Source organism: Micromonospora sp. CV4, from assembly GCF_003667455.1.
Taxonomy (GTDB): Bacteria; Actinomycetota; Actinomycetes; order Mycobacteriales; family Micromonosporaceae; genus Micromonospora.
The window spans coordinates 22,893-48,377 of record NZ_RCVI01000249.1 but is presented as its reverse complement, the minus strand read 5'-3'; the positions used below and the strand labels follow the sequence as shown (position 1 = coordinate 48,377).

The following is a 25,485-nucleotide window of genomic DNA, read 5'->3' as shown; positions in this document are numbered from 1 at the left end:
TCAGGACGCAGCCGACGCCGACGCCGACGCCGACGCCGACGCCGACGGTGCGGCCGGCACGGTCACCGTGCCGCTGCCCGGCTTGAAGTCCGCCGGTACCGGTCGGCCCGGGTAGTACTGCGCCTGCAACCGGCTCCAGGTGCCGTCCGCGATGACCTCGTCGAGGCCCTTGTTCAGCGCCTCCCGCAGCTTGTCGCTGCCCTTGGCGACGGCGTACGCGGTCGGCGCCGGGCTGAGCTGCTTGGCCGCCACGGTGATCTTGCCGTTGCTGTCGGTGGCCGACTTCTCGCCGATCTCGGCCGGGGCGATCCACGCGTCGGCGGTGCCCGCCTTGAGCTGGTTGATCGCGCCGTTGTAGTCCGGCACCCGGACCGGGTCGAGCCGCTCGCCGGTGGCGTAGTCGTCCTGCACGGTCCCCTGTACGACCACGACCCGCTTGCCGGCGAGCTGGTCGAAGCCGGTGATCGGTGAGCCGGCCGGCACGTCCAGGCCGAAGTAGCCGAAGTCGTAGCCGTTGCCGAAGTCGACCGTCTTCTTCCGCGCCTCAGTGATGGTGATCGAGGAGCTGCCGACGTCGAACTTGTGGTTGTTGACCTGGGAGAGCAGCGCGGAGAAGTCGGTGCCGACGAACTCGACCTTCAGGCCGAGCTTGCCGGCGACCGCGGTCAGCAGATCGTTGTCGAAGCCGGTGAACGTGCCGTCCTTGAGGTACACGTTCGGCGGCGCGTCGGTCAACGTGCCGGCGCGCAGCACGCCCGGCTGCGCCAGGCCGTACGGATTGCCGGCGGTGTCGGACGAGGCGTCGTCGCCGCAGCCGGTGAGAGCGGTGGCGGCCAGAATGGCGGCCGCGCCGAGGGCCGCAGCGCGGGTCAGGGCAGGAAGGATTCGCACAGGTGTCTCCGAAGGTTGCACAGCGGCGGGCACAGACGTGCGCCGCCGACGGTGCGCCCGGTCAGGGGCGTACCGCTGGGAATGGGTTCGAAAAGGGGTGCGCTAGGACGCGGCGCGGCCGGGACAGGCGGCGCTGCACACCCGCATCATGTCCACGTGCCGCCGCCGGGTCAGTGCCGGTGGTGGCCAGCCGGTGCGGGAATCCGCGGCGTCGGCCGATGGGGTGCTGCTGCTGAGGATGCGCATGGTTCTCCCGGGTCTGTGCTGACCTGGGTGCCAGGCCACGCTTGCACCGACGTCGTGCCGGTGCCTGGTCTTCACCCGGGGCACCCCACCGCGGAGGAGGGTTGCCGGCCAGCGAGCCGGGGCTTCGCGCTGGCGCTCATGACCTGCGCCGAGGCTAGCAGCCCGGGGAGGTGGATCGTCCAGTCGTTATGACCACGCTCACCGTCCGCGACGGGCGTCCGGCCGGCAGTCAGCTGGCGTGCACGTGCGGCCGGCGGCCGGGGTCGGGTTCCTGGCGGCGCAGGATCTCCCGGGTGATGGGGGCGATCTCGCCCTGGCCGAACGCCAGGTAGCGCAGGAAGTTGCCGGCCGGGTTGCCCTCGGTCCACTCGAAGTAGATGTGCGGGCACCGCCCCGCCCGGTCACGGATCTCCAGCAGCAGGGCGGCCACCGCGCTGGGCACCGAGGAGCTGGTCAGGCTGAGCACCGGGTACCGGTCGTGCTGCACGCTGCCGCGGATCAGCAGCTCGGTCTCGAAGTCCGACGGATCGGTGACCGTCACCTCGACGAAGATCACCGCGCTGTCGGCCGGGAAGTCGTTGTCCGCGATGGTCTGGGCGAGCTTGTCGCGGTACTCCGCGCGGTCCCGGGTGGCCGGCTCGTGTGCGATGAGGCGGATGCGACGCCCGCCGCACTCGTCGATCAGCCGGGTGGCCTCGTCGTCCAGCTCCACCCGGTCGACCCGGAGCTCGAAGGCCCGCATCAGCCGGGACAGCAGCGACACCACGATGATCCCGCCGATGAAGCAGGCCGCGATCTTCACGCCGTCGGGACGTTCCACCACGTTCGCCGCGGTGGTGTAGAGAAAAGCCGTCGCGATGATCCCGAACGCGACCGTCCGGCCGCGCTGGCGCCGCCGCCGCGCCGCGAGGGTCACCGCCGTCGCCGCCGACGTGATCAACACGAGGACCCCGGTGGCGTACGCGCCGCCCTGCGCGTCCACGCTCGCCCCGAAGGCGACAGTGATCAGGAACGCCACGGCGGTGAAGACCAGCACCAGCGGCCGGACGGCCCGGGCCCAGGTCGGGGCCATGCCGTAGCGGGGCAGGTAGCGGGGTACGAGGTTGAGCAGCCCGGCCATCGCCGAGGCCCCCGCGAACCAGAGGATGCCGATGGTGGACAGGTCGTAGACCGTGCCGAACACCTCACCGAGGTACTCGTGCGCCAGGTAGGCCAGCGCCCGGCCGTTCGCGGGCCCACCCGGCTCGAACGCCTCCGGCGGAATCAGGACGGTGGTGGTCACGCTGCTGGTGACCAGGAAGACACTCATGATCACGGCCGCGGTGGTGAGCAGCCGACGTGCGCCCCGGATGCGGCCCAGCGGACGGTCCTCCGAGTCCTGCCGATCGCCGCGGATGTGCGGCATCACCGCCACCCCGGTCTCGAAGCCGGACAGGCCCAGCGCCAACTTCGGGAACACCAGCAGCGAGAACCCGATCACCAGCAGGGGATCGCCGTGGCTGGTGGTCAGCGCGGTGGTCCAGTCCGCGACCGCGCTCGGGTGCGTCACCACCCGCCACAGGCCGACGGCGATCACCACCGCGTTCAGCGTCAGGTAGACCGCGACCAGGACGATGGCGATCCCGATCGCCTCACCGAACCCCTTGAGGAACACCGCGCCCAGCAGCGCCACCAACAGCAGCGTCACCAGGACCTCGTGTCCCTTGAGTCCGCTGGGCCAGAACGGGTTCTCGTCGATGTGCGCGGTGGCGTCGGCCGCGGAGAGGGTGATGGTGATGATGAAGTCGGTGGCCGCGAAGCCGAGCAGCACCAGCACGAACAGCTTGCCCGGCCAGTAGCTCAGCAGGCGTACCAGCATCGCGATCGAGCCCTCGCCGTGCGGGCTCTCCACCGCCACCCGCCGGTAGACCGGTAGCGCGCCCAGCAGCGTCACCAGCACCAGCACCAGGGTCGCCACCGGCGAGAGCGCGCCGGCGGCCAGCGCGGCGATGCCCGGCTGGTAGCCGAGCGTCGAGAAGTAGTCGACGCCGGTCAGGCACATCACCTTCCACCACCGATGGTGGCGATGCTCCGGCGGGCGCCCGTGCGGACCGTGCCGCTGCACCGTCTGCTCCGAACCGCCGTCGAGCAGCCAGGCCCGCAGCCGACCGGCCCGGCGGCCGGCGCGCCTGTCGACCCTCATCGGCGCTTCCCCCGTCGTCCGCCCACGGTCACCGCGAGTATCCGCCCGCCAGCCCGGGCGAGTCGGCCAGTGCGGGGATCCCACCCTCCCGGGCACCCCGGTCCGGCGGCGCGTCGGAGGGTTTCGGGCCGTGGGCACGGGGGAAGCAGCGCGTCCCGCCCTGGACCTGCCCGGGCGGTTCGGGCAGTCGTCGGTTGGTGCGTTCGGGAGGGAGCGGGTCATGGTCGGCGGCCGTCGGTTCCGCCCGGGCGGTGGCTTCGGCCGTCGGCTCGACGAGCACGAGGTCCGCGTCGGCGAGCCGCCGCAGAACGAGCCGACGACACCGCCCACCGGCGGCTTGGTCGACAGCGCCGTCTACGTCCGCGGGCACCGGTTCGCGTCGCCGGACGGTCTCGCCGAGACGTACCGCTGCCTTCAGGAGCAGGACGGCGCGATGGCCTGGATCGGGTTGTACCGGCCCGACATCGACCAGATCACGTCGCTGGCCCGGGAGTTCCGGCTGCACGACCTGGCGGTGGAGGACGCGATCAACGCCCACCAGCGGCCCAAGCTGGAACGGTACGGGCACACGCTCTTCGTGGTGCTACGCGCCGCCCGCTACGACGATCAGCGCGAAGAGGTCGAGTTCTCCGAGCTGCACCTGTTCATCGGACCCGGCTTCGTGATCACCGTCCGGCACGGTGAGGCACCGGACCTGGCCGCGGTGCGGCGGCGGATGGAGACCGACGCGCAGATGCTCGCCCAGGGCCCGGAGGCGGTCCTGTACGCGATCCTCGACCAGGTCGTCGACGGGTACGCGCCGGTGGTGGCCGGGTTGGAGAACGACATCGACGAGATCGAGACCGAGGTCTTCGGCGGCGACCCGAACGCCAGCCGACGCATCTACGGGCTCAGCCGCGAGGTCATCCAGTTCCAGCGGGCCGCCCGCCCGCTGCTCGCCGTGCTCGACGCGCTGGCGGCCGGCGCCGGCAGTTACGGCACCGACGAGGAACTGCGCCGCTACCTGCGGGACGTGACCGACCACCTCACCCAGGTGGTGGAGCGGGTGGACGGCTTCCGGCACCTGCTGCAGAACATCCTCACCGTCAACGCCACCCTGGTCTCGCAGCAGCAGAACGAGGAGATGCGCAGCCTCACCGCGGCCAGCTACGCGCAGAACGAGGAGCTGAAGAAGGTCTCCTCCTGGGCGGCGATCCTGTTCGCCCCCACGCTGATCGGCACCGTGTACGGGATGAACTTCACGCACATGCCGGAGCTGAACTGGCGCTACGGCTACCTGTTCGCGCTCCTGTTGATGGCCCTGGTCTGCGGCAGCCTCTACCTGATCTTCAAGCGGCGCGGCTGGCTGTGACCGGACCGTCGAAGGTCACTCGATGCCACGCAGGATGTGCCGTTCGTCCTCGCTGTCGTCGTCGCCCGCGCTGATCCGGCCGAGCAGCACGGCAGCGGCCCAGATGGTCAGGGGCGTGGCCGCTCCGGTCATGCCGCCGCCGGTCCGGTCGTCCCGGGTCTGGCTCCGCTCCGTACGCGGTGGCCTGCGCTGAGCCTGCATGGGCACTGCCTCTCCTCGTCGAAGCCGCCCCGGGCGACGCGGCGTGCGCTCGCGCCTCTCCGGCCGGGCCACCCGCGTGTGGGCAGGTCGCCGGTGCAGCAGCCATCTCGCACCATCCCACGCCCAGGCTCGTCCGCACCCCTGGTTTTCGGTTTCCCGACTCTCGCCGCCCCCCGGGGGCCCGCTGAGCAGTGGTGCGGTTGGGTCCGGGGGCCCGGCCCCGGCGGGTGCGCTCACCGCGCGGCCGGACCACGCTCAGCCGAGGAGGTCTCTCTTGACGAGTGCGGCCAGCTCCTCGAGTGGGGTGTCGCCGTCGCAGTCGAAGAGATGCACTTCGCCTTTCGGCCCCTTGATGTGAACTTCGATCCGCTTGTCGGGTCGCTTCTGCGCGAGGGCGCGGAACGCGCGGGCGATCCGCAGCACGGTCTCCGGTCCCTGCAGGAGCGAGACGAACGTCGCGGCGCCGGTGGCGCCCGTCACGATGAGTTCGACAATGCTGCCGCGTGGTTTGGGCCGCTGGCGGGCAGCACCGGTCGCGACCAGCTCGGTGGCCAACTCCGGCGGCACGCAAAGGTAAATCATGGTTCCCTCCTAGATCGCCTGATACATCGCCCAGACCATGGGATTTGGGTGCGTGATGTCCTCGTCCGAGGTGACACCGCCACGGACGGAGAAGATCCGCCACTCGTCGTACATCCGCAGCTGAAGTCGTCGCAACGCGAGGTCATGAGGAAGCGGGGAGGTCATCGCCTCCGCCAGAAGGTCGTCAAAAGCTGTTGCGAAGGAGCTGTCCGGGATGTCGTATCCGGTCGCGACGACCTCGCGTGCTCCGCCTCCGAGGATGCAGGCCGCAGCCAGGCCCACCGCTTCGCCGCCGAACAGTGATCGGCCCGCGCTCGAACAGCAGGACAGCACCACACGGGACGGCAGAGGCAGGTACGCGCTGCCGTCCTCGAAGCGACCGAAGAACTCGCCGGCATAGACAGCCAGGGAGTCTTCCCCCGGATCGAGCGATTTCGGGAGGTCCAGGCAGGCGCGCGCGGGGTCGCTCCAGGAGTGGGCGTGCCCCCGGTAGTAGAAGATTCCAGGCGGATGCCCCACGCACTCTTCATGCAGTGCAGCACGGAGCGCAGCCTTGGCGTCCCTGCTCGGGGTCGACGCGGCTCCGAAGTAACGCCGTGCGTTGGAGGTGAGAAAGGCGCTCGATCCGCTGAGATCCCCCTGCGGGTCGTCGACAGCCACGAGGAGTTCGAGTGGAGCGTTCGGCGGTTGGGTCGCGCGTCGCTCGTCGACCTGCTGCGAGATCGAGTGTCGGATGCGTGCCCGTTCGATGAGCCGGAACCCACCGCGATCCGCTCCGCCGACCTGCACCACCGGCCACGGAACGCCGCTCAGCCCTGACCCGGCCGCGATGACGAGTTCGACGGGTTGCTCGGCGGACGCCGCCGTCAGTGCCGTGACGAGAGACGGTGGCAGCAGGCGTCCGAGCGACAGCGACGCGATCCGTTCCTCGGCGGTCCCCCACTCGGCGAGGTGATGGATTGGATCGAAGTTCGGTGGAGCACCGTCTGACGTGGCGCCGAAGGCGAAGGCTCCCACATCGGCATCGATGCCGAGGAGCACGTCGTTGAGACTGTGGTCGTCGACCAGGTCGATCGCGCCGCATTCGAGGGGAACGCCGTGCTGGAACACCGACCAGTAGACGGATGAACCGTATCGGGAGATGCCCAACCACCACGGCACGCTGTCCTGGAAGCGGCGCCCGCCCGCGGAGGGCGGAGGCGGGACCAGCGTCGTGGCGTTCATGGCGTCCTCGAGCGCCAGGAAGAACGCGGCGGGCGCCGTGCTCTCCGACGGACCGGGGGCGGACACCTCGCCCGGCCTCTCCGAGCTCGTCACCTCGACCTGCGTCGCCGGATCGGGCGAGGTGACCGTTTCGATTGTCGCGGCGAGCGAGGCGCGGAGACGGTCCTTCTCGATGAACGCGGCGACGAGGTCCGGCTCGCCTTTCCGCACCGCGCAGTCCAGCGCGATCTGGCGTGCCGTCAGGTAGCGCGCCCACATCGACTCGCGCAGAGGATGGTCGCAGGATCCGTAACGGAGGTCCTCCGAGAGATCCCACGCTGCCAGCGCCTCGCTCAGCGCCTCCTCAGCCGCGCCTGCCCCGTGGAGCGCCCGTGCGCGTTGCTGCCGGATCGCGGCGTGTATCCAGTGTTCCGAGGGGGTGTCCGCCAGGATCTCCTGGGTGATGTCGCAGTGGACCAGCGCCTCCTGATAGCGGCCCGCGTCGTTGAGAGCCATGACGGCCCGTTCGGTGATCAGCGAGCCGGCCAGCCTGCCGAAGCTCCATAACGGCTCGAACCATTCGAGATCGCTGGGCAGTTGATCGCCCAGCTGGATGATGTCCATGGCGGTCATGACACGTCGCAGAGCCTCGTTGGTCTCCGCGGCCTCGTCCATCTGGGATCGCAACGTCCGGTAGGTCTCCCGATCGTCGGAGTTGAAGAGGCAGATCAACGCCAACGTCGCGTTTCGGCTCGCGAGCTCGGGTTTTTCGGTCGTGGTGAACGCGTGGTAGAAGAATTCCCCGGACAGTGACCACTGGGCGTAACGCAGGTATTCGCGGCCGAAAAGGTAAAGCGCGTTGGCGAGCAACGGATCGGGTCGACCGTTGCCGCTGGCGAAACCGCGTTCCACGTACCGCGCCGCCGCGATGGGAAACAACCCCACCACGGCCTGGTGGTGGTCCCTGCGGTCCAGGGCGGTGAGCGCCTCGAGATAGCTCAGCAGCTGAAACGCGGTGGCATTGTCGACCCGGGCATTTCCGTCTTCGTCTCTGAGATGGGCGGCCAACTTGTCGGCCGCGGCTCGGCTGGCCTCGTTGGACGACAAGCCGATTTCGGGCACAGCGGCACAGGCGACACGCTCCGCGCGCCTGACGGTGCGGGCGAGTGCGGTCGGGACCCAGGACATCTACCCTCCGGGCTGCATTGTCCGCGCGAGATATTCAGAATGTGAGCATGTCGATACGGGTCGTGAAACTGTCCCGCGCCGGGGGTGTATTGCCGTCAGTGGTTATGCGGACTGCGGGTGTGATCAATGGATCCTCCACCAGGAGGCCTGATCTTGCCACGCACGCAAAACAGCAATGTCGGAGTGTCCGGCTTCGGTCACTTGGGTTCCGATGACCGAGGCGGCTCATTCCCTCCCACGGTTATCTGTGGGCGGGGTGGTCAGGGCAGCGGGTGGGCGATGCCGCGGGCGTGGTCGGTGAGCGCCGCGCCGACCACGGTCGCGGCCACCGGCAGCACCTCCAGGCAGCGGCGCACCGCGGCGGCCATCAGCGCGTTCGGCACGCGCATGGAGAGCGTGCAGTGCGGCACCCAGCGTCCCGGCTGGTAGTGCTCGACCAGGGTGATGCCGGCGGCGGCGAGCCGGTCGTGCACCAGCCGGTGATGGGCCAGCAGCTCCGGGGTGACCGTCGGGCCGAGCCACAGCACCCTGCCGACGAACTGACCGGCGTGCTGGAAGTCGAGCCGCAGCGGTGCGGCCACGACCGTGCCGCGCAGCGCCGCGGCCACCTGCTCGGGGTCGAAGCGGGGCGCCACCGCGAGCGAGACGTGCGGGCGGTGGCGCTGTTCCAGCAGCGACCGCATGCTCTGCACGCCCTCGGCCTCCAGCGCGTCCCAGAGCACCCGGATCCGGCGGGTGGCATCCGGATCCAGGTACAGCTCCAACGCGGCGACCACGTGATCACCGTAACGGCAGAGGTTTGTCCGCCGGTCTCGGCGGTACCTGATCGGAAACAGACCAGGAGGCGTGGCCCGTGGACGTGAGTGACCTGCTGATTGAGGCGTACGACCGCCTGCCCGACCTCGTCCGCGCGGCGGTCGACGGTCTCACCCCGGAGCAGCTGCACCGGGCGCCCGGTCCGGGCGCCAACACGATCGGCTGGCTGATCTGGCACCTGACCCGCGTCCAGGACGACCACGTCGCCGACCTGATGGACACCGACCAGATCTGGGCGAGTGGTGACTGGGCGGGACGGTTCGGGCTCACCGCCGACCCGAGCGACACCGGCTACGGCCACTCGCCCGCGCAGGTCGCGGCGGTGCGGCCGGAGAGCGCGCAGGCGCTGATCGACTACTACGAGGCGGTCTCCGGACGGACCCGCCAGTTCCTGGCCGGTCTGCGGCCCGCGGACCTGGACCGCGTGGTCGACGAGGCGTGGGATCCGCCGGTCACCCTCGGCGTCCGGCTGGTCAGCGTCGCCGAGGACGACCTGCAACACGTCGGTCAGGCCAGCTACGTCCGCGGCCTGATCGGGGCCGACTGAGCGGCGGCGTCCGCCGGGCTCCTGGAACGCCCGTCGTCACCCGCTTCGGGTGAGCCGGCCTCACCCCGTAGCGGGTGATCCTGCGGGGAAGCGGGGGAGGGGGCGTGATGGGAACGACCGTGGCGGAATACCTGGGACGGCTGGACTCCGGCCGGCGTACCGACCTGCCGGAGACGACCGCCGGGACCCTCCGGCTGGACGCGCGCGAGGACGGCCATACCGAGCACTGGTACCTGACCGTCGCCGACCAGCACGTGCGGGTGACCAAGTCGGGCGACGACGCGGACCTGGTCGTCCGCGCCGCCCCGGCGGTCCTCGACCGGTTGGCGAGCGGGGAGACCCACGTGGCGACGGCGCTGCTGCGCAACGAGCTGACCGCGCAGGGCGACATCCAACTGCTGATGCTGCTGCGGCGCATCTTTCCCGGGCCGGCCGGCGCCCGCCATCCACGCGAGCTGGGCCGGGCCGCGATGGCCGGGCGGGAGGGGCGGCGGTGAGCCGGGAACGGGTGCACGTGATCGCGGGGAACGCCTTCGCGATCAGCGACGCACAGGGCGACGTGGTGGAGGATCCGACCACTCCGGTGGGGCTGTTCTCGTTCGACACCCGCTTCCTGTCCCGCTGGGTGCTCAGCGTCGGCGGTGAAGAGCTGAATGTGCTCTCCCGCGACGACATGACGTACTTCGAGACCCGGTTCTTCCTGGTCCCGGGCGCGGCGAGCCACTACGTCGACGCCGACGTGTCGGTCATCCGGCACCGCTCGCTCGACGACAGCTTCAATGAGCGCATCACGTTGCTCAACCACTCGACGCAGCCGGCCGAGTTCACCGTGCGGATGGACATGGGCAGCGACTTCGCCGACCTGGCCGACCTGGCCGACGTAGCCGAGGGTCAGGAGCTGCGGAGGCGGGCCGTCGAGGTCGCCGCCGACTCCGCGCGCAGCCAGCTCGTGCTGCGGTACGAGCGGGAGCGGTTCGTCCGCGAGACCCTCGTGAGCAGCACGGCTTCCGCCGACGTGGACGCGCGGGGAATGACCTTCCGGATCCGGATCGAGCCCGAGGGGAGGTGGGAGACCGACCTGCACGTCACCATGACCATCCGGGGCGAGGGCGGCCGGGACCTGCGCAGGGACCTGGAGTCACACCGGGAGCACGTACGCGGGGGGATGCGCGAGGATCTGGCGGCCTGGATGGACGGGGCCCCGCAGCTGGTGGCCGAACGCGCCGGCCTGGAGGACACCTACCGGGGCAGCCTGGCCGACCTGGGGGCGCTGCGGTACATGCCGCTGGCGTACAACGCCCGGGTGCCGGTCGGCGGCCTGCCGTGGGCGATGGCGCTCTGCGGGCGGGACAGCATCATCACCTGCCTGCAGACCATCGCGTTCACCCCCGAGCTGACCCCCGCGACGCTGCGGTTGCTGGCGCTGTTGCAGGGCGGCCAGCTCGACGACGCGCACGACGAGGAGCCGGGCAAGATCGTCGGCCAGCTCCGCTACGGCGAGTCGGCCGCGTTCGCCGACCGGCCGAACGCGCTGTACTACGGCGCGGCGGACACCACCCCGCTGTTCGTCGTCCTGCTCGACGAGTACGAGCGCTGGTCCGGCGACGCGGACCTGGTCCGCGAGCTGCACCATCCGGCCCGGATGGCACTGGATTGGATCGACGAGTACGGCGACCTGACCGGCGACGGGTACCTGCGCTACCAGCGTCGCAACGAGCGGTACGGCGTGCTCAACCAGTGCTGGAAGAACTCCCCGGACGCGATCATCGATTCGTGCGGGCGGCAACCGGCGCTGCCCCGGGCCACCTGCGAGTTGCAGGGCTACGCGTACGACGCGAAACGGCGTGGCGCGCGGTTGGCCCGGGAGCTCTGGGGTGACCCCGGGTACGCCGACCGGCTGGAACGGGAAGCGGCGGAGCTGAAGGACCGGTTCAACCGGGACTTCTGGCTACCGGAACGCGAGTACTACGCGTTGGCGCTCGACCCGTACGGCGAGCCGGTGGACGCGCTGTCGTCCAACATCGGGCACCTGCTGTGGAGTGGGATCGTCGCGGACGACCGCGCCGAGGCGGTCGCCGAGCATCTGCTCGGGCCACGGTTGTTCAGCGGCTGGGGAGTGCGCACCTACGCCACCGGGCAGCAGCCGTACAACCCGATGGGCTCACACCTGGGGGCGGTGTGGCCGTCGGACAACGCCCTGATCGCGGCCGGGCTGCGGCACTACCGCTTCGATGCGCAGGCGGGCCGGATCGCGGCCGGCATCTTCGACATGGCGCAGACGCTCGGCGGGGCGGTGCCCGAGCTGATCGCCGGCTACGAGCGCAGCCGGACGAAGTATCCCGTGCAACTGCCCGCGGCGGGTCGCCCGCAGTCGTGGTCCTCGGGCGCGCTGCTGATGCTGCTGGGCACCCTGCTGGGGCTGCGGCCGACCGGCGGCAACCTCCTGGTCAACCCGGCCCTGCCAGCGGGCTTCGGCAGACTCGAGCTGCTGGACATCCCGGGCCGTTGGGGCCTCACCGACGCGTACGCCGGAGACCGCTCGTCCACCGTTGCCGGCCGTCGCCGACTTCGCTGATCGGACCTGCGTCAGGGCAGGCCGTCGACGGTGACGCCAGTGTCGCGAGCGCTGTGCGCGGCGGGGGCGGGTGGGGTGGGGGTGCGGCGGGACAGGGTGCGATCGATTCCAACGAGGAGCAGGCCGAGCAGCCAGAACGCGATGGCGAGGAACACCGCGCTGATCGCCACCCCGTCGTAGCCCAGCTCGCCCACGTCCAGGAACGGGTACGGGTAGGCGTGCACGACCAGCCCTCGCAGCAGGGCGAAGCCGAGGTAGCCCAGCGGAAACGCCAGCCACCAGGCCGCGTACCGCGGGCGCAGCCGGCCGCGCTGGTCGAACAGCACCCAGTCGGCGACCGCCAGCAACGGCACCACGGTGTGCAGCAGCTGGTTGCCGAGTGCCTCGCCGACGGCCCGGTCCGGCTGGGCCATCGCAAACGGGCTGGCCGGGTTGGCCAGCACCAGGTGGTAGACCACGCCGGTGATGGTGATGTAGAGGGTGACCGCCCCGCGCAGCGCCGACGGTGGATCGGGTCGGTCCCGCCACGCGCTGAGGCCCGCGTATCCCGCGAGGGCGCCGACCGCGACGTTGCTCTGGATGGTGAAGTACGGCAGCAGCCCGGTGACGGTGGCCGGGCCGAGCGCGGTGAGGACGATCCCGGCCAGCACGCTGAGCACCACCACCAGGCGCAGGACCGCCGCCGCCGCGCGTCGCCGCCGCAGACTCATCGGGGCAAATTATCAGTACGAGGTGTCCCGCGCTCTGCTGGACGAGCCGCTCGGCCGTACCGTCCGAGGGCCGACGGGCGGTCGAGGCGCGCGCCCCGGCCGGTCAGGTCGGTGGGCCGACCGGCGGGGATTGCCGGCCGTCGCCCCGGTGCGGTGCGGTGTGGTCCGGTCCGGCAGCGGTGGGGCGCGTCTTCGGGGAGCCCGGCGTTTGTGGACGCCGACTCGGCGCGGCCCCGGGTCGCCCGTCGCTCGCCCCGCGCGGCGCGGCGGCCAGGACCCGCTCGCAGTAGCCGGGCACCCGCTGCCGGTCCCCGGCGGCGACGATCAGCCCGGAGAAGACCGGGTTGTCGAGTGCTCGACCGTGGTCGTTCCCGGCGATCGCCTGGTACGCCCGGCACAGGCCCGCCATCTCGGCCGCGACCGAGGAGGAGGGCGCTGGCCCGCTCGTGGCGGGTGCGCCCGACCTGGCCTCCCCACCGGTGACCGGGTCGGTAACGGGTGGTGGACCGACGGGCGCCGGCGGGGTGGCCGTGGGCGGCTGCGGCGGACGGGGCGCAGGGCCGCCGGTGGCCGCGGCCAGCGCCACCCCGCCGCTGACGATGAGGGCCAGGGCCGCCACGGCGGCCCTGGCACCGAATCCGGCCAGGCCGCGTGGATGGCGGGCAGGCCGTCGGGAAACGGTCGGTGCGCCCAGGGCGACGCCCTCCCCGGCCCGCCGTTCGGGATCCGGATGGAGGCGGCCGTGGCGCTCGCGACGAAAGGCCAGCACGGCGACGTCCTCGCCGGCCAGCTCCGCGGGGCGCGGCGCGGCGCGTGCCGCGGTCAGCAGCAGCACGACCGGTCGTGATCCGGTCGATGGCTCGATCGTCCCGCCGAGCAACCGCTCGGCGGTCTCCTGGTCCATCCGGTCCGCGTTCATCTCGTGTCCCTCAGCGCCGCCCACCTGCGTGGTGTCACATGTCGAGGCGGGAAGGGACCGGGTGACACGAGGTGGAGGGTGGGAACCGCCGGCGAACGGCGGCGGCGGAGTGGCCCGCTCAGCCCATGGTCTTGGCTCCGTCGATCGTCTCGCGCAGGATGTCGGCATGCCCGGCGTGCTGGGATGTCTCGGCGATCAGGTGCAGCAGCACCCGGCGGACGGTCCAGCTCGCCCCCGGCTCGAACCAGGGCGCCTGCGGCAGCGGGTGCGCGGCGTCCAGGTCGAGGGTGCCGATCAGCTCGTCGGTCCGGTCGGCGACCTGCCGGAACCGCTCGACCAACCCGGCCAGGGTCTCGCCCGGCGCCATCCGGAATTGGCCGACCCAGTCGATCTCCTCGCGCTGCATCGCCTCCGCGCCGCCGACGGCGAAGAGCATCCACCGCTCCTCGGTGCCGGCCACGTGCTTGATGAGGCCGCCGAGGCAGAGCTCGCTGGCGGTGCTGCAGGTGGCAGCCTGCTCGTCGGTCAGCCCGTTGACGGTGTGCAGGAGAAAGCCCCGGTGTCGGCGCAGCGTCTGCAGCAGGTCGGCCCGCTCCCCGGTGAGCCGCTCGGTGCTGATGGTCATGGCGCCGCCTCTCCGTCGATGTCCGCTCCACCCGAGCGTAGGAGGCGGCACCGACATCTTCGGACCGACACGACGGCCGCGCGGGCCGCCAGCGGTTGCCGATCCGGGCGCGGAGCGGTCCACTGAATGACATGGGTGTGATTAAGGTGGGCACGTCGTCCTGGGCCGACCAGTCGCTGCTGCGCTCCGGGTGGTACCCGCGCTCGGCCAGCACCCCGGCCGGCCGGCTCGCCTACTACGCCGGCCGGTTCCCACTGGTCGAGGTGGACACCTCCTACTACGCGATCCCCGCGCCGGAGATCGCACAGGGCTGGGTCGACGCCACCCCGGCGGAGTTCACCTTCGACGTCAAGGCGTTCAGCCTCTTCACCGGTCACCCGACACCGGTCGCCGCGCTGCCCCGCGACCTGCGCCCGGCCGCCGGCCCGAGCCGGATCCGTCGCCGCGACCTGCCCGAGCGGGCGTACGACGAGCTGTGGTCCCGGTTCCGGGCGGCGCTGGAGCCGATCGCGGCGGCCGACAAGCTGGGCGCCGTGCTGCTGCAGTTTCCGCCGTGGCTGGTGCGCAGCGCCGCCGCGGAACGCCGGATCGTCGAGCTGGCGCGGCGATGCCGGCCGTGGCGGGTCGCCGTGGAACTGCGGCACGGGTCCTGGTTCGACGAAGACGCCGCACCCGCCACGATGGACCTGCTGCGCGCGCACGACCTCTCACTGGTCTGCGTCGACATGCCGCAGGGCCACCCGTCGTCGGTGCCGCCGATCCTGACGACCACGGCGGAGCCGGCGATCGTTCGGTTCCACGGCCACAGCGACGCCTGGCGTGACGGCGACAAGCAGGACAAGTTCCGCTACGCGTACGCCGAGGAGGAACTGCGGCACTGGGCCGGGCTGCTGGCCGAGCTGGCCGGCCCGGCCGACGAGCTGCACGTGCTGTTCAACAACTGCTGCGCCGGTCAGGCGCAGCGCGACGCCACCCGGCTGGCCCAGTTGCTCACCGAGAACATCCTCGGCGTCGAGCCGGAGCGGCAGACCGTTCCGGCCCGCGCCACGTCGACCGGCTGACGTCCGGCAACCCGACGCCCGCCGGGCCGAGGCTCGGTCTGCGGGCCGTCAGGAGCGCCGACCTCGGGTCCGCAGCGCGTCCTCGGCCCGCTCGTCGATGTCCGCGTCGTCCGGGAAGGACCGTCGGCTGGGTGCCGGGTCCGGGGGCGCGCCCGGTCCAGCCGCGGTGGTACGGGTGGGTTCCACCGAGCCGAAACCGTGCCGACCGGCCGGGCCGGATTGGCCAGCCTGGGCGCCGGCGCGGCGCTCGCCGCGCCGCCCCTCGGGCACCGCGGTCTCCTCGCTGCCCTCGTCCATCGGCGAGTCCTCGTCCGCGCCCCAGGGCGGCTCCGCATCGAAGCCGTCCTCGGTCTTCCACGGCGTGACGGCCTCCGGCTCCAGCCGGTCGCCGCTGCCACTGGATCCCCTGTGCGCCGTCATGGCCACCCCGCTCGTCGGGTCCGCCTCCAGCGGCGGACGGTTGCCCTCCCCGGGCCGGTCCGGCTCGCCCGGTCGCACGCCGTGCCACCGCGCCCTTTCGCACCAGCGACACAGAGCCGGCCGGCGCCCCGCCGTCGAGGTGCCGGCGGGACGTCGGCCAGCCCGGCGCTCAGCGCCCGGCCATCGCCATCTGCCGCTTGCCGGCGCTCATGCCCGCCATCTTCGCCATCCCCTTCGGGGCGCTCACGAGCATGCCGGCCCGGCCGAGCATCCCCCGGAACACCTGGCCGGGTTTCTGCTGCTCACTCATGTACGCGGTGACCACCACCAGGGTCCCGGTCAGCGCCGGGATGGCCCACTGGAGCAGCTTCATCTGCCGTTGCGAGGCGGCCACGCTGGCCGGAGTCTGATGGTTCGGCTCGGTGGCGCCGTTCACCGGTGGGGCGCCCGCCTTCTCCAACCGCATGCCGATCAACCGGCTGTAGCCGGTCACCGCGAGTGCGCCGATCGTCAGCGCCGTCTTGATGGTGCTGGCGCGGGCGACCCCGGACTGACTGGCCACCCGTGGGCTCTCCGTCACCAGTTCACCGACCGCTCCGGCCAGGTGAGCGCCGATGGCGGCCGCGTTGACCGGGGTCCACTTGGACCATCCGGCTGAGGCGGCCGGGAGCCGCTGTGTGGTGTCACTGATCTTCGCCGCTGCGCCGTTGACGCCGAGCGCTCCCATGAGGGAGCCGCCGAACCAGGCCGCCAGACCCAGATCGTGCATCGAGCGCAGTGCGGTATGCCGTTCGGACATCTGATCCCCTTCCGCCGTGTCGGGCGCTGCGGCTTACCCGCCGCCCGGGCGGCTAACCCCGTCCCTGGCCGGCCGATCCGCGCCGCATCCGGCATGCCCGGGACATCCGGGCACGGGGTTGCCGCATCGTCGCCGGCAGGAGTCGTTCGGTCCGTGGTGGGTAGATCTCGACGGACGCTGAGGAGAGGGGAACGGGATGTCGCAGCCGGAGGAGAGCCGGGAGAAGACCGCCAGTACCGACGCGGTGCTCATGCACCCCGACAACGACCCGCACAAGAACACCGCGGAGGTCCCGCCGCGCAAGGACCACGGTGAGGTCCGGGTGGAGCGCGACGGGGACCTGGTGCCGCTGGATCAGGACGAGTGAGCGAGCCGGCCGGGCCACACGATGACCGGCCGGCACCTCTTCAGCGGCGCGGCAGGCCGCCGGCGAAGCGGGCGACCCGCTGTGCCAGCGGGATGCCCGCGCGGACCCAGGTGAAGTGGTCCAGCGCCGCGCCGGCCTGCGCCACTGTGTACCGCTCCCGGGTCAGCGGCGCCGCGGTGAGCTTCGCGCAGAGGTGGTCCATGGACTCGTGCGGCGTGTACTGGTCGTCGTCCACGCTGACCGCCAGCACCGGGGTTCGTACCGCGCGTACCGCCGCCTCGGTGTCCGTTCCGTCCAGTCGGGGGAAACGGCCGGTCCGCGCGGTGTACGCCCAGTCCCTGATCACCCCGCGTGCCTGCCGGCCGCCGAAACCCCAACCCGGCCAGACCCCGAGCAGCGCGGCGGTCGCGGCGATCCCCTGCGTGTACGGGAGCACGCCGAAGCCGCGCCGGCCCGGATAGCTTCGCCAGTAGGGGAGGCCGACGGCGACCAGCGCCAGTCCGTCCACCGCGTCACCGCCGTGCAGGGCGAGGTGCAGCAGCGCTGCCTGCCCGCCGAGCGAGTGCCCCAGCAGCAGCCGGGTACGCCCGTCCAGCCGCGGCTTGAGCGCGGCCAGCACGGCACCGACGTCGGCGGCCAGTTCGCTGTAGCCGTGCCGGTCGGCGCGGCTCGGCGCGGGGGTGCTCGTGCCGGTGCCGCGGAGGTCGACGACGACCACCGCCAGCCCGGCGGCGCGCAGCGCGGCCGCGAACGGCCGGTAGTAGCGGGCCCGGACCCCCATGGCCGGCCAGATCACCACCATCGGCGCACCCGCCGGTCCGTCCGGCTCCGGATACACCTGTACGCCGACGCGACCGCCGTCGACGTCGACGAACTCCTGCGCGTACTCCGTGTCCCCGCTCACCGGCCCAGCTTACGGGCCGACATTACCGGCGGGTAGCCGCCGCCGCCCGCTCTTCTCCGTGTACGCGACGGAGGCCCCGCCGGGGTGGCGGAGCCTCCGGTCGTGCTGTCGGTCAGGAGACGGAGATCGTCCCGTTGCCGGCCCGGACACACGCCACCGCGCGGGCGCTGGTGGTGGCGGCGCCGCTGAGGCACTGACCGAGCACCTGGTGCCCGGTGGCGTTCGGGTGCCACGACTCCTGGCAGGTCTGGAAGTAGCTGACGCAGGTGTTGGCGATGCGCTGGATCGCGATCTTGTCCTTGCCGGAGAGGCTGGTGACGAAGGTGCCGTTGGGGCTGTCCTGGAGCCGGATCGGGGTGGCCAGCGCGCCGGTCGGGCTGCTCGACGACTCGCAGAGCCGCGCGCCGTCGAAGGCCCGCTGCACGTTGAGGTAGACCAGGTCGGCGGCGGGGAACTCGGCGGCCAGGGTGTCCCGAGTGGACTTCACCAGCGTGCCGAGGCCCTGCGAGAAGCGGTGTCCGGGCAGCAGGCTGGCCCGGTGGATCGGGCAACCGGCCGCGTACCGCTCGGCTCCCAGGTCACGGAACTTGTCCCGGGTGTCGTCCCGGCCGTCCTCGGTGTGGAAGGTCGGGTTCAGGTCCATCGGCAGCGGGTTGGTGTAGTCCTGGAACACGATCCGGTGCTGCCCGTCCGCGTCCACCTGGTCGAGGGTGGTCAGCAGCTGTCGTACCGCGGCGGTGGTCTCCGCGGTCGCGGCGCTGAGCTGTGCGGCGGTGGCGAGGTCGGCGTCGGTGCACGGCTTCTGCTCCACCGGGCCGCCCAGGTACGCCCAGAACTCCCACCAGCCCGTCCAGGCGTCGGCGATGAACCGGTTGGCGCACTTCTCCGCCACGCTGCCGAAGGTGAACGAGCTGTTGTTCGACCCGAGGCCGATCAGCACCAGGTCGATGTCCTGGGTCTGCGCGACGGCGCGCAGCTGGTCGATCTGCGCGGCCACCGTACGGCCGTTGGCCCGCGCGCTCGACGCGGTGGCGATGTCGTGGGGCTGGCCGCCGGAGCAGGCCAGGTTGAACCGGTTCTGGATGCCCGGCAGGGTGGCCTGGTTCAGCGAGGCGTTCGCCGATCGGTGGCAGAAGAACGCGTTGTTGTTGGGCGCCGTCCAGCCGGGGAAGCCCTGGGCGACACCGTTGACGTCGACGACCGGGGTGTACGCCCCGGCGCCCTCGCCGCTGATGAAGCTGTCGCCGAGCGCCACCGCGGCGGTGGGCAGCGCGGCGGACGCGGGGGCGGGCAGCGCGACGGCGGTCGACAGCGCCGCCGTGACGATCGTGAGTGCCGCGGCGAGCGCGGTACGCCGGAACCTGGGCATGGGGCTCCCATCCATCGAAAGATGAAAGATTCTCTGAGAGCGCGATCAGATCACCCCCGTGCAACGGGCGTCAATGGCTCGTAACGGAATCGCGGCAGTCGGGAGGGCGACGCGGCGGCCGAGGCGCTGCACCGGGACCGGTACCTCGCCGCCCAACGCGCCTACCTCGCCGAGGCGGACCCGCTTCCCCGGGTCGACGCGACGGTCGACAACACCGACGTCACCGACCCTCGCCTGCTGCCGCGCTGACCGACCTGCCGGGCGGGTTGCCGCGGCGCCTCGACGCGGCCGCGCCGGCGGCGTTCAGACCGACACCCCAGATCAGCAGGACGCACAACCACTGCACCCACCGCAGCACGCTCATGTCCCCCGAGAGCAGGTTGCGCACGCTGCCGTACGGGGTGAGCCACGGCTGCGCGGGACGGAGGGCGTCCACACCGCCCAGCAGCGCGTACAGGCCCAGCGGCAACACGATGGTGGCGAGGAACGCGACGACCGGCGAACGCAGCAGCAGGCCCAGGCCGGTGCCCACCAACCCGGCGACGATCTGCACCAGCACACCGCCCACCGCGACGGTCCCGACGTGTCGCCACGGATCAGCGGCGACATCGGCCGGCGTGAGGGCGAGCGTCGCGGCGCAGACCAGCACCCCGCCAACACCGATGACGACGGCCGGCAGGCACACCGCGAGCACCGTGGGCGTGACCCGGACGGCGTCGGGCGCCCGACGCAGGTCCCGCACCAGCAGGATGCCGAACAGCGGCGTCAGGACCGACATCAAGCTCTGGACCGTGTCCGAGAGCGCGGCGAACGTCCGGTCGTCGGGAGCCGCCGCCGCGGTCAGCGCCACCGCGGCGAGCACACCCGCCAGCAGCGTGCCCGCGAGCAGCCAGCGGCGGGCGCGCGTACCGACGGCGCGCTGGAGAGGGCGCCGCATCGTCCCGTCCACCACGATCGCCTCCTGCGGGCCGGTCGTACCCGGATCGTTGGGGTTCCTCGATGCGGTCACCGGATCGGCCCGCGGTGGAACTCGGCGCGCCAACGGCGTACCCCGCTCTGGTCCTGGATCTCCTCCACCCGGACCGGCGCGAGCCCGGCGCCGGCGAACGCGTCGATCTCGACGCGGGTCAACGGCCAGGGCGGCGCGACCGGTGTGGGCTCCTCGTCGGCGCGGCCAGCGGCGATCACCAGCAGCGTGCCTCCCGGCGCGACCAACTCGCCCACCGCGCCGATCGCGGCGGCCCGGATCTCCGCCGGCAGCGCCTGCACGGTCATGCTCTCCACCACCAGGTCGAACGACCGTCGCCAGGCCGGTGGCGGGGCCAGCACATCGGCGACGCGGTAGTCCACCGTCGAGCCGGGGTGCCGGTCGCGGGCGGCGGCCACCGCGGTGGGGGAGATGTCGAAGGCCGCCGTTTCGAAGCCCAGCCCCGCGACGTGCTCAGCGTCCCGCCCGTACCCGCAGCCGACCACGACCGCCCGGCGGCCGGCACCCGTCAGACGCCGCTCGGTGGTCCACTCGACGAGCAGGCCGTGCGGGGCGTCGCGATCCCACGGGACGACCGCCTCGCCGCGCTCCGCCTCGGTGTAGAGCCGCTCGAACCAGCCCATCGGATCGCCGGCGGCCAGCGACGCCGCAGCCAGCCGTCCGGTCGCCTCGTCCTCTGCCATGTCCGCCCCCGCCCCGCGCCGGCGCGTGCCGCTCGCGATCGCCGGTCAGCCTAGCGACCGAACCGCCCGTCCGTGGCCCCGCGACCACCGCCCGGCCGCCCGGTCGGGGCTGGCCGCAGGCTGTTCGTTGGCTCACGTCCGGGCGCCGAGGCACGGCGGGTCGCGTAGGTCCTCCGAGAGTTGTCCCAGCCGCGGGCTAGGCTCGCTGCGGCGCGCCGCGCCGGCTGATGTCGCCGGTGACCGGCAGCACACCGCCGAGACCGGGGAGTACGACCAGTTGACCGCAGAGCCTGACACCCTGTACGGGGCCGATGACCTCACCCACCTCGAGGGGCTGGACGCTGTCCGCAAGCGGCCCGGCATGTACATCGGTTCCACCGACAGCCGTGGCGTGGGTCACCTCGTCAACGAGATCCTCGACAACTCCACCGACGAGGGTGTCGCCGGTCACGCCACCAACGTCGAGGTGACACTGCACGCCGACGGCTCGGTGCAGGTCGACGACGACGGCCGGGGCATCCCCACCGACGTGCACGCCAAATCCGGCATCTCCGGCGTCGAGCTGGTGCTCACCCGGCTGCACGCGGGCGGCAAGTTCGGCGGCTCCGGTTACAAGACCTCCGGCGGCCTGCACGGCGTCGGCGCCTCCGCGGTCAACGCCCTGTCCCGCCGGTTCGACGTGACCGTCCGCCGCGCCGGCAAGATTCACTCGATGTCCTTCCGGCACGGCGTGCCGGGGATCTTCGACGGCGACGGGCCGGACGCTCCGTTCACCGCCGGCCCCGGGCTCCAGGTGATCGGCGCGATGAAGCGCAGGCAGTCCACCGGCACCTCGATCCGCTGGTGGCACGACGCCCGCTACTTCGAGACCGGCGCGGCGCTCGACGTCGACGCGGTCCGGATGAAGCTGCGCAACACCGCCTTCCTGGTCCCCGGCGTGCTGTACCTGCTGCGCGACCTGACCGGCGAGGCGCCCGCCGAGGAGAAGTTCCACTACCCCAACGGGCTCAGCGACATGGTGGAGTTCCTCGCCCCGGCCGGCGACCGACCGGTCTCGGGCACCCTGCTCGTCAACGGCGAGGGGACGTACCGGGAGAACGCCGCCGACGCCAACGGCGTCATGCAGTCCAACGTGCAGCGCCGCGCCGAGGTCGAGGTGGCGTTCCGCTGGGGCACCGGCTACGAGCGCACCGTCGAGTGCTTCACCAACACCATTCGCAACGCGCACGGCGGCACCCACCGCAAGGGCTTCGAGCGGGCCCTCGTCCGCACCCTCGCCGACGCGATCCGCAACACCCGCGGCCTGCTCAAGGCCAAGGAGGAGCCGCCCACCCTCGACGACGTCCTGGAGGGGATGACCGCGGTCGTGCACGTGCGGATCCCCGAGCCGCAGTTCACCTCGCAGACCAAGGACGAGCTCTCCACCACCGGCATCACCAAGGTCATCCACACCCTGGTCGAGGCGCACCTCAAGGCGTGGCTGGAGGACCGGCGCACCAAGGCCGAGGCGCGCACCGTCCTGCAGAAGATCGTCGACGCGGCGCGGGTACGGCTCACCCAGAAGCAGCAGAAGGACGCCGCCCGGCGCAAGACCGCCCTGGAGGGCGCGTCGATGCCGCCGAAGCTGGTCGACTGCCGCGCCACCGGCATCGACCGCAGCGAGCTGTTCATCGTCGAGGGCGACAGCGCCCTCGGGACGAGCCGCATGGCCCGCTCCTCGGAATACCAGGCGCTGCTGCCGATCCGGGGAAAGATCCTCAACGTGCAGAAGGCCAACCTCCAGCAGGTGTTGGACAACGCCGAGTGCGCGGCGATCGTCCAGGTGCTCGGCGCCGGCTCGGGGCGCACCTTCGACCTCTCCGCACTGCGCTACGGCCGGGTGCTGATCATGGCCGACGCGGACGTGGACGGCGCGCACATCCGCACGCTGCTGATCACCCTCTTCGCCCGGTACATGCGCCCGCTGATCGAGGCCGGCCGGCTCTACGCCGCGATGCCGCCCCTGCACAAGATCACCACCAAGGGGCGCAACCCGCAGACCACCTACACCTACACCCAGGCCGAGATGGAGGCGACGGTCCGCAAGCTGGAGAAGGCCGGCAAGCAGATCGTCACCCCCATCCCGCGCTTCAAGGGCCTCGGTGAGATGGACGCCGACGAGCTGTGGGACACCACGATGAACCCGGCCACCCGCGCCGTCCGCCGGATCACCCTCGACGACGTGGACGCCGCCGAGCGGATCCTCGAACTGCTGATGGGGGAGAAGGTCGAGCCGCGCCGCAACTGGCTGATCGACTCGGCCGACCGGGTCGACCGCGAGGCGATCGACGCATGAGCACGCGTACCGTCCGAGGGGAAAGCTGAGTCATGGCACGCCGCAAGGAAAACAAGGTCGATCTCTCCTCGTTCGACCAGGCCGGCGCGCGGGTCTTCGACAACCCGCTGGTCACCGAGGTTTCCGACTCCTATCTGGAGTACGCGTTCTCGGTCATCCACTCCCGCGCCCTGCCCGACGCCCGCGACGGCCTCAAGCCGGTGCACCGGCGCATCCTCTGGTCGATGTACGAGCAGGGCTACCGCCCGGATCGCGGGCACGTGAAGTCCGCCCGGGTGGTCGGCGACGTGATGGGCAAGTACCACCCGCACGGCGACACGGCGATCTACGACGCGATGGTCCGTCTCGCGCAGGACTTCTCGCTCAACGTCCCGCTGATAGACGGGCACGGCAACTTCGGCTCCCCCGACGACGGTCCGGCAGCCGCGCGTTACACCGAGGCGCGGATGTCGCGGGAGGCGATGCTGCTCGTCGGTGAGCTGGGCGAGGACACCGTCGACGTCGAGCCCAACTACGACGGCTCGCTGACCCAGCCGACCGTGTTGCCGGCCGCCTTCCCCAACCTGCTGGTCAACGGCGCGTCCGGGATCGCCGTCGGGATGGCGACCAACATGATCCCGCACAACCTGGCGGAGGTGGTCTCCGCCGCCCGCTGGTTGATCAACCACCCGGACGCCACTCTGGACAAGCTCATGGAGTTCGTCCCCGGCCCCGACCTGCCCACCGGCGGCGTGCTGCTCGGCCTGGACGAGGTGCGCCGGGCGTACGAGACCGGGCGCGGCGTGGTGCGGATGCGCGGCAAGGTGGAGATCGGCCCGATCGAGGGCAGCCGGGGCCGCCAGGGCATCACCGTGGTCGAGCTGCCGTACGGCATCGGCGCGGAGAAGGTCATCGCGGCGATCACCAACGAGGTCACCAAGACCAAGCGGCTGACCGGCATCGCCGACGTCAAGGACCTCACCGACCGGGAGAGCGGCACCCGACTGGTCATCGAGTGCAAGGTGGGGGTCAACCCGCAGGCGTTGCTCGCCGACCTCTACCGGCTCACCCCGCTGGAGCAGTCGTTCGGCGTCAACAACCTGGTCCTGGTGGACGGGCAACCGCGCACGCTCGGGCTGAAGGCGCTGCTGGAGGTGTTCCTGGCCCACCGGTACGAGGTGGTGACCCGGCGCAGCTCGTACCGCCGCCGCAAGCGTCAGGAGCGGCTGCACCTGGTCGACGGTCTGCTGATCGCACTGCTGGACATCGACCGGGTGGTTCGGCTGATCCGGGGCAGCGACGACGCGCAGGCCGCCAAGGACGGGCTGATGAACCAGTTCGGCCTCTCCGACATCCAGGCCACCTACATCCTGGACACTCCGCTGCGCCGCCTGACCAAGTACGACCGGATCGAGCTGGAGGCCGAGCAGGAGCGGCTGCGCGCCGAGATCGCCGAGCTGTCCACCATCCTCGACGACGACAAGGTGCTCAAGAAGCTGGTCTCCGACGAGCTGGCCGCCGTGGTCAAGCAGTTCGGCACCGAGCGGCGTACCACGCTGGTCGACGGCGACCTGAAGGAGGTGCTGGCCGCGTCCGCGCCGGCCGGGCCGCTGGAGGTCGCGGACGACCCGTGTCAGGTGATCCTCTCCGCGACCGGGCTGGTCGCCCGGACCGCCGCCGAGTCGGAGGAGAGCGCCGAGGGGCGTCGCCGCAACGGTCGGGTCAAGCACGACACGGTACGCGCGATCGTGCACTCCACCGCCCGTGGGCGGGTGTTGCTGGTGACCAGCGCCGGCCGGGCCTTCAAGATCGACGTGCTGCCGTTGCCGGTGCTGCCCGAGCAGGCTGGCACGGTGTCGTTGCGGGGCGGCATGTCCGCCGCCGAGCTGGTGCCGCTGGAGGCGGGGGAGACGGTGGTCGGCCTGGCCCCGCTCGGCGGGCCGGCGGACGGCTCGCCGGGGCTGGCGCTCGGCACCCGGCAGGGCGTGGTGAAGGTCTGCGCGCCGGAGTGGCCGGTGCGCTCCGACGAGTTCGAGGTGATCGGCCTGCGGGACGGCGACGAGGTGGTCGGGGCGACCTGGCTGACCAGCGGGGCCGAGACGCTGACCTTCGTCACCTCGGAGGCGTCGCTGCTGCGCTTCGCCGCCGGGCTGGTCCGCCCGCAGGGCCTCAAGGGCGGCGGCATGGCCGGTATCAACCTGCCCGCCGGAGCCCGGGTGGTCTTCTTCGGCGCGGTCGCCACCGACGATCCGGGGCACGGTGAGCCGATGGTGGTCACCTCCACCGGGGCGACGGTGAAGGTGACGCCGTTCAAGGCGTACCCGGCGAAGGGGCGGGCGACCGGCGGTGTGCGTGCGCACCGCTTCCTCAAGGACGAGACGGACGTGGTGGTCGCCTGGGTGGGGCCGCGGCCGGTGGGCGCCACCGGCACCGGCGAACCGGTCGAGCTGCCGGCGGCGGATCCGCGCCGCGACGGTTCCGGCTTCGCCGTGATGCTCGGCCCGACGGTGGTCGGCCACCTGGTCGAACGCGACTGACCCGATC

At 71.8% G+C, this 25,485-nt stretch carries 23 protein-coding genes and 1 riboswitch; of the genes, 8 read left to right on the top strand and 15 right to left on the bottom strand.

The features are described 5' to 3' along the window. Entirely contained in the window at positions 1 to 891 is an 891-nt protein-coding gene (locus EAD98_RS13230) for an ABC transporter substrate-binding protein (protein ID WP_121654342.1), read from the bottom strand. Positions 892 to 1,169: 278 nt separating this feature from the next. After that, a riboswitch (SAM riboswitch) is annotated at positions 1,170 to 1,281 on the bottom strand. 85 nt (positions 1,282 to 1,366) lie between these two features. Continuing rightward, entirely contained in the window at positions 1,367 to 3,319 is a 1,953-nt protein-coding gene (locus EAD98_RS13225; RefSeq protein WP_121654341.1) for an amino acid transporter, read from the bottom strand. Between the two features lie 220 nt (positions 3,320 to 3,539). Between EAD98_RS13225 and corA the strand changes: the two genes are divergently transcribed. Continuing rightward, the gene (gene corA / locus EAD98_RS13220; RefSeq protein WP_121654340.1) at positions 3,540 to 4,670 is read left to right on the top strand and encodes a magnesium/cobalt transporter CorA; all 1,131 of its coding nucleotides are present in this window, start codon (positions 3,540 to 3,542) and stop codon (positions 4,668 to 4,670) included. Between the two features lie 15 nt (positions 4,671 to 4,685). Here the strand turns inward: corA and EAD98_RS13215 are convergent, their stop codons facing one another. The 4 genes from EAD98_RS13215 to EAD98_RS13200 all read right to left on the bottom strand — a co-directional run bounded on the left by EAD98_RS13215 (position 4,686) and on the right by EAD98_RS13200 (position 8,620). Continuing rightward, the gene (locus EAD98_RS13215; protein WP_143728595.1) at positions 4,686 to 4,877 is read right to left on the bottom strand and encodes a hypothetical protein; all 192 of its coding nucleotides are present in this window, start codon (positions 4,875 to 4,877) and stop codon (positions 4,686 to 4,688) included. A 249-nt stretch (positions 4,878 to 5,126) separates the two neighbouring features. Next, entirely contained in the window at positions 5,127 to 5,453 is a 327-nt protein-coding gene (locus EAD98_RS13210; RefSeq protein ID WP_147457378.1) for a hypothetical protein, read from the bottom strand. A 9-nt stretch (positions 5,454 to 5,462) separates the two neighbouring features. Continuing rightward, positions 5,463 to 7,844, bottom strand: coding sequence for a CHAT domain-containing protein (locus EAD98_RS13205; RefSeq protein WP_121654338.1), 2,382 nt, complete (start codon positions 7,842 to 7,844; stop codon positions 5,463 to 5,465). Positions 7,845 to 8,104: 260 nt separating this feature from the next. After that, the gene (locus EAD98_RS13200) at positions 8,105 to 8,620 is read right to left on the bottom strand and encodes a 2'-5' RNA ligase family protein (protein WP_074318353.1); all 516 of its coding nucleotides are present in this window, start codon (positions 8,618 to 8,620) and stop codon (positions 8,105 to 8,107) included. Between the two features lie 77 nt (positions 8,621 to 8,697). Here EAD98_RS13200 and EAD98_RS13195 point away from each other — a divergent pair, with 77 nt between their 5' ends. The 3 genes from EAD98_RS13195 (at position 8,698) to EAD98_RS13185 (ending at position 11,782) form a co-directional block, all read left to right on the top strand. Next, positions 8,698 to 9,207: a DinB family protein gene (locus EAD98_RS13195; RefSeq protein WP_121654337.1), complete on the top strand. Its 510-nt coding sequence runs from the start codon at positions 8,698 to 8,700 to the stop codon at positions 9,205 to 9,207. 107 nt (positions 9,208 to 9,314) lie between these two features. Further along, positions 9,315 to 9,704 carry an SCP2 sterol-binding domain-containing protein gene (locus EAD98_RS13190; RefSeq protein ID WP_121654336.1) on the top strand — a complete coding sequence of 130 codons (390 nt, stop codon included), beginning with the start codon at positions 9,315 to 9,317 and terminating at the stop codon, positions 9,702 to 9,704. Next, a complete protein-coding gene (locus EAD98_RS13185; RefSeq protein ID WP_121654335.1) occupies positions 9,701 to 11,782 on the top strand; it encodes a glycogen debranching N-terminal domain-containing protein in 2,082 nt (693 codons plus the stop codon). Before EAD98_RS13190 ends, EAD98_RS13185 begins: the two co-directional genes overlap by 4 nt. Positions 11,783 to 11,793: 11 nt before the next feature. On the opposite strand, the gene EAD98_RS13180 is transcribed toward EAD98_RS13185, so the two are convergent. From EAD98_RS13180 to EAD98_RS13170, 3 genes are all read right to left on the bottom strand, one after another. Then, a complete protein-coding gene (locus tag EAD98_RS13180) occupies positions 11,794 to 12,492 on the bottom strand; it encodes a Pr6Pr family membrane protein (protein WP_199723389.1) in 699 nt (232 codons plus the stop codon). 103 nt (positions 12,493 to 12,595) lie between these two features. Further along, a complete protein-coding gene (locus tag EAD98_RS13175; RefSeq protein WP_121654334.1) occupies positions 12,596 to 13,411 on the bottom strand; it encodes a hypothetical protein in 816 nt (271 codons plus the stop codon). A gap of 118 nt (positions 13,412 to 13,529) precedes the next feature. Further along, positions 13,530 to 14,036 carry a DinB family protein gene (locus tag EAD98_RS13170; protein WP_121654333.1) on the bottom strand — a complete coding sequence of 169 codons (507 nt, stop codon included), beginning with the start codon at positions 14,034 to 14,036 and terminating at the stop codon, positions 13,530 to 13,532. Positions 14,037 to 14,167: 131 nt separating this feature from the next. Between EAD98_RS13170 and EAD98_RS13165 the strand changes: the two genes are divergently transcribed. Beyond that, positions 14,168 to 15,097, top strand: coding sequence for a DUF72 domain-containing protein (locus tag EAD98_RS13165; protein ID WP_121654332.1), 930 nt, complete (start codon positions 14,168 to 14,170; stop codon positions 15,095 to 15,097). A gap of 48 nt (positions 15,098 to 15,145) precedes the next feature. Here EAD98_RS13165 and EAD98_RS13160 read toward each other — a convergent pair whose 3' ends face one another. Further along, positions 15,146 to 15,595, bottom strand: a complete 450-nt coding sequence (locus EAD98_RS13160; RefSeq protein WP_233583810.1) for a hypothetical protein — start codon at positions 15,593 to 15,595, stop codon at positions 15,146 to 15,148. A gap of 91 nt (positions 15,596 to 15,686) precedes the next feature. Beyond that, positions 15,687 to 16,316, bottom strand: coding sequence for a hypothetical protein (locus tag EAD98_RS13155; protein ID WP_121654331.1), 630 nt, complete (start codon positions 16,314 to 16,316; stop codon positions 15,687 to 15,689). Between the two features lie 196 nt (positions 16,317 to 16,512). Here EAD98_RS13155 and EAD98_RS30935 point away from each other — a divergent pair, with 196 nt between their 5' ends. Continuing rightward, positions 16,513 to 16,683: a hypothetical protein gene (locus tag EAD98_RS30935; RefSeq protein ID WP_158609791.1), complete on the top strand. Its 171-nt coding sequence runs from the start codon at positions 16,513 to 16,515 to the stop codon at positions 16,681 to 16,683. Between the two features lie 40 nt (positions 16,684 to 16,723). On the opposite strand, the gene EAD98_RS13150 is transcribed toward EAD98_RS30935, so the two are convergent. The 4 genes from EAD98_RS13150 to EAD98_RS13130 form a co-directional block, all read right to left on the bottom strand. Next, the gene (locus EAD98_RS13150; RefSeq protein WP_121654330.1) at positions 16,724 to 17,587 is read right to left on the bottom strand and encodes an alpha/beta fold hydrolase; all 864 of its coding nucleotides are present in this window, start codon (positions 17,585 to 17,587) and stop codon (positions 16,724 to 16,726) included. 112 nt (positions 17,588 to 17,699) lie between these two features. Further along, positions 17,700 to 18,956 carry a hypothetical protein gene (locus EAD98_RS13145; RefSeq protein ID WP_121654329.1) on the bottom strand — a complete coding sequence of 419 codons (1,257 nt, stop codon included), beginning with the start codon at positions 18,954 to 18,956 and terminating at the stop codon, positions 17,700 to 17,702. Positions 18,957 to 19,176: 220 nt separating this feature from the next. Further along, positions 19,177 to 19,965 (bottom strand): hypothetical protein, encoded by a 789-nt coding sequence (locus EAD98_RS13135; RefSeq protein WP_121654328.1) that lies wholly within the window; start codon positions 19,963 to 19,965, stop codon positions 19,177 to 19,179. Next, a complete protein-coding gene (locus EAD98_RS13130) occupies positions 19,962 to 20,627 on the bottom strand; it encodes a bifunctional 2-polyprenyl-6-hydroxyphenol methylase/3-demethylubiquinol 3-O-methyltransferase UbiG (RefSeq protein WP_121654327.1) in 666 nt (221 codons plus the stop codon). The genes EAD98_RS13135 and EAD98_RS13130 overlap by 4 nt, the downstream gene beginning before the upstream one ends. 277 nt (positions 20,628 to 20,904) lie before the next feature. On the opposite strand from EAD98_RS13130, the gene EAD98_RS13125 reads away from it, so the two are divergent. Both EAD98_RS13125 and EAD98_RS13120 read left to right on the top strand, forming a co-directional pair. Beyond that, on the top strand, positions 20,905 to 22,962 hold the full coding sequence (locus EAD98_RS13125) for a type IIA DNA topoisomerase subunit B (RefSeq protein ID WP_121654326.1): 2,058 nt from the start codon (positions 20,905 to 20,907) through the stop codon (positions 22,960 to 22,962). 32 nt (positions 22,963 to 22,994) lie between these two features. Next, positions 22,995 to 25,478: a DNA topoisomerase (ATP-hydrolyzing) subunit A gene (locus tag EAD98_RS13120; RefSeq protein WP_121654325.1), complete on the top strand. Its 2,484-nt coding sequence runs from the start codon at positions 22,995 to 22,997 to the stop codon at positions 25,476 to 25,478. Positions 25,479 to 25,485 lie beyond the last annotated feature (7 nt).

Coding starts and splice junctions, on each gene's coding strand:
- EAD98_RS13190 (WP_121654336.1), top strand. CDS start 9,315: ATGGGAACGACCGTGGCGGAATACCTGGGACGGCTGGACTCCGGCCGG.
- EAD98_RS13155 (WP_121654331.1), bottom strand. CDS start 16,316: ATGTCCGAACGGCATACCGCACTGCGCTCGATGCACGATCTGGGTCTG.
- EAD98_RS13180 (WP_199723389.1), bottom strand. CDS start 12,492: ATGAGTCTGCGGCGGCGACGCGCGGCGGCGGCGGTCCTGCGCCTGGTG.
- EAD98_RS13170 (WP_121654333.1), bottom strand. CDS start 14,036: ATGACCATCAGCACCGAGCGGCTCACCGGGGAGCGGGCCGACCTGCTG.
- EAD98_RS30935 (WP_158609791.1), top strand. CDS start 16,513: ATGTCGCAGCCGGAGGAGAGCCGGGAGAAGACCGCCAGTACCGACGCG.
- EAD98_RS13120 (WP_121654325.1), top strand. CDS start 22,995: ATGGCACGCCGCAAGGAAAACAAGGTCGATCTCTCCTCGTTCGACCAG.
- EAD98_RS13145 (WP_121654329.1), bottom strand. CDS start 18,956: ATGCCCAGGTTCCGGCGTACCGCGCTCGCCGCGGCACTCACGATCGTC.
- EAD98_RS13225 (WP_121654341.1), bottom strand. CDS start 3,319: ATGAGGGTCGACAGGCGCGCCGGCCGCCGGGCCGGTCGGCTGCGGGCC.
- EAD98_RS13210 (WP_147457378.1), bottom strand. CDS start 5,453: ATGATTTACCTTTGCGTGCCGCCGGAGTTGGCCACCGAGCTGGTCGCG.
- EAD98_RS13165 (WP_121654332.1), top strand. CDS start 14,168: ATGGGTGTGATTAAGGTGGGCACGTCGTCCTGGGCCGACCAGTCGCTG.
- EAD98_RS13130 (WP_121654327.1), bottom strand. CDS start 20,627: ATGGCAGAGGACGAGGCGACCGGACGGCTGGCTGCGGCGTCGCTGGCC.
- EAD98_RS13175 (WP_121654334.1), bottom strand. CDS start 13,411: ATGAACGCGGACCGGATGGACCAGGAGACCGCCGAGCGGTTGCTCGGC.
- EAD98_RS13205 (WP_121654338.1), bottom strand. CDS start 7,844: ATGTCCTGGGTCCCGACCGCACTCGCCCGCACCGTCAGGCGCGCGGAG.
- corA (WP_121654340.1), top strand. CDS start 3,540: ATGGTCGGCGGCCGTCGGTTCCGCCCGGGCGGTGGCTTCGGCCGTCGG.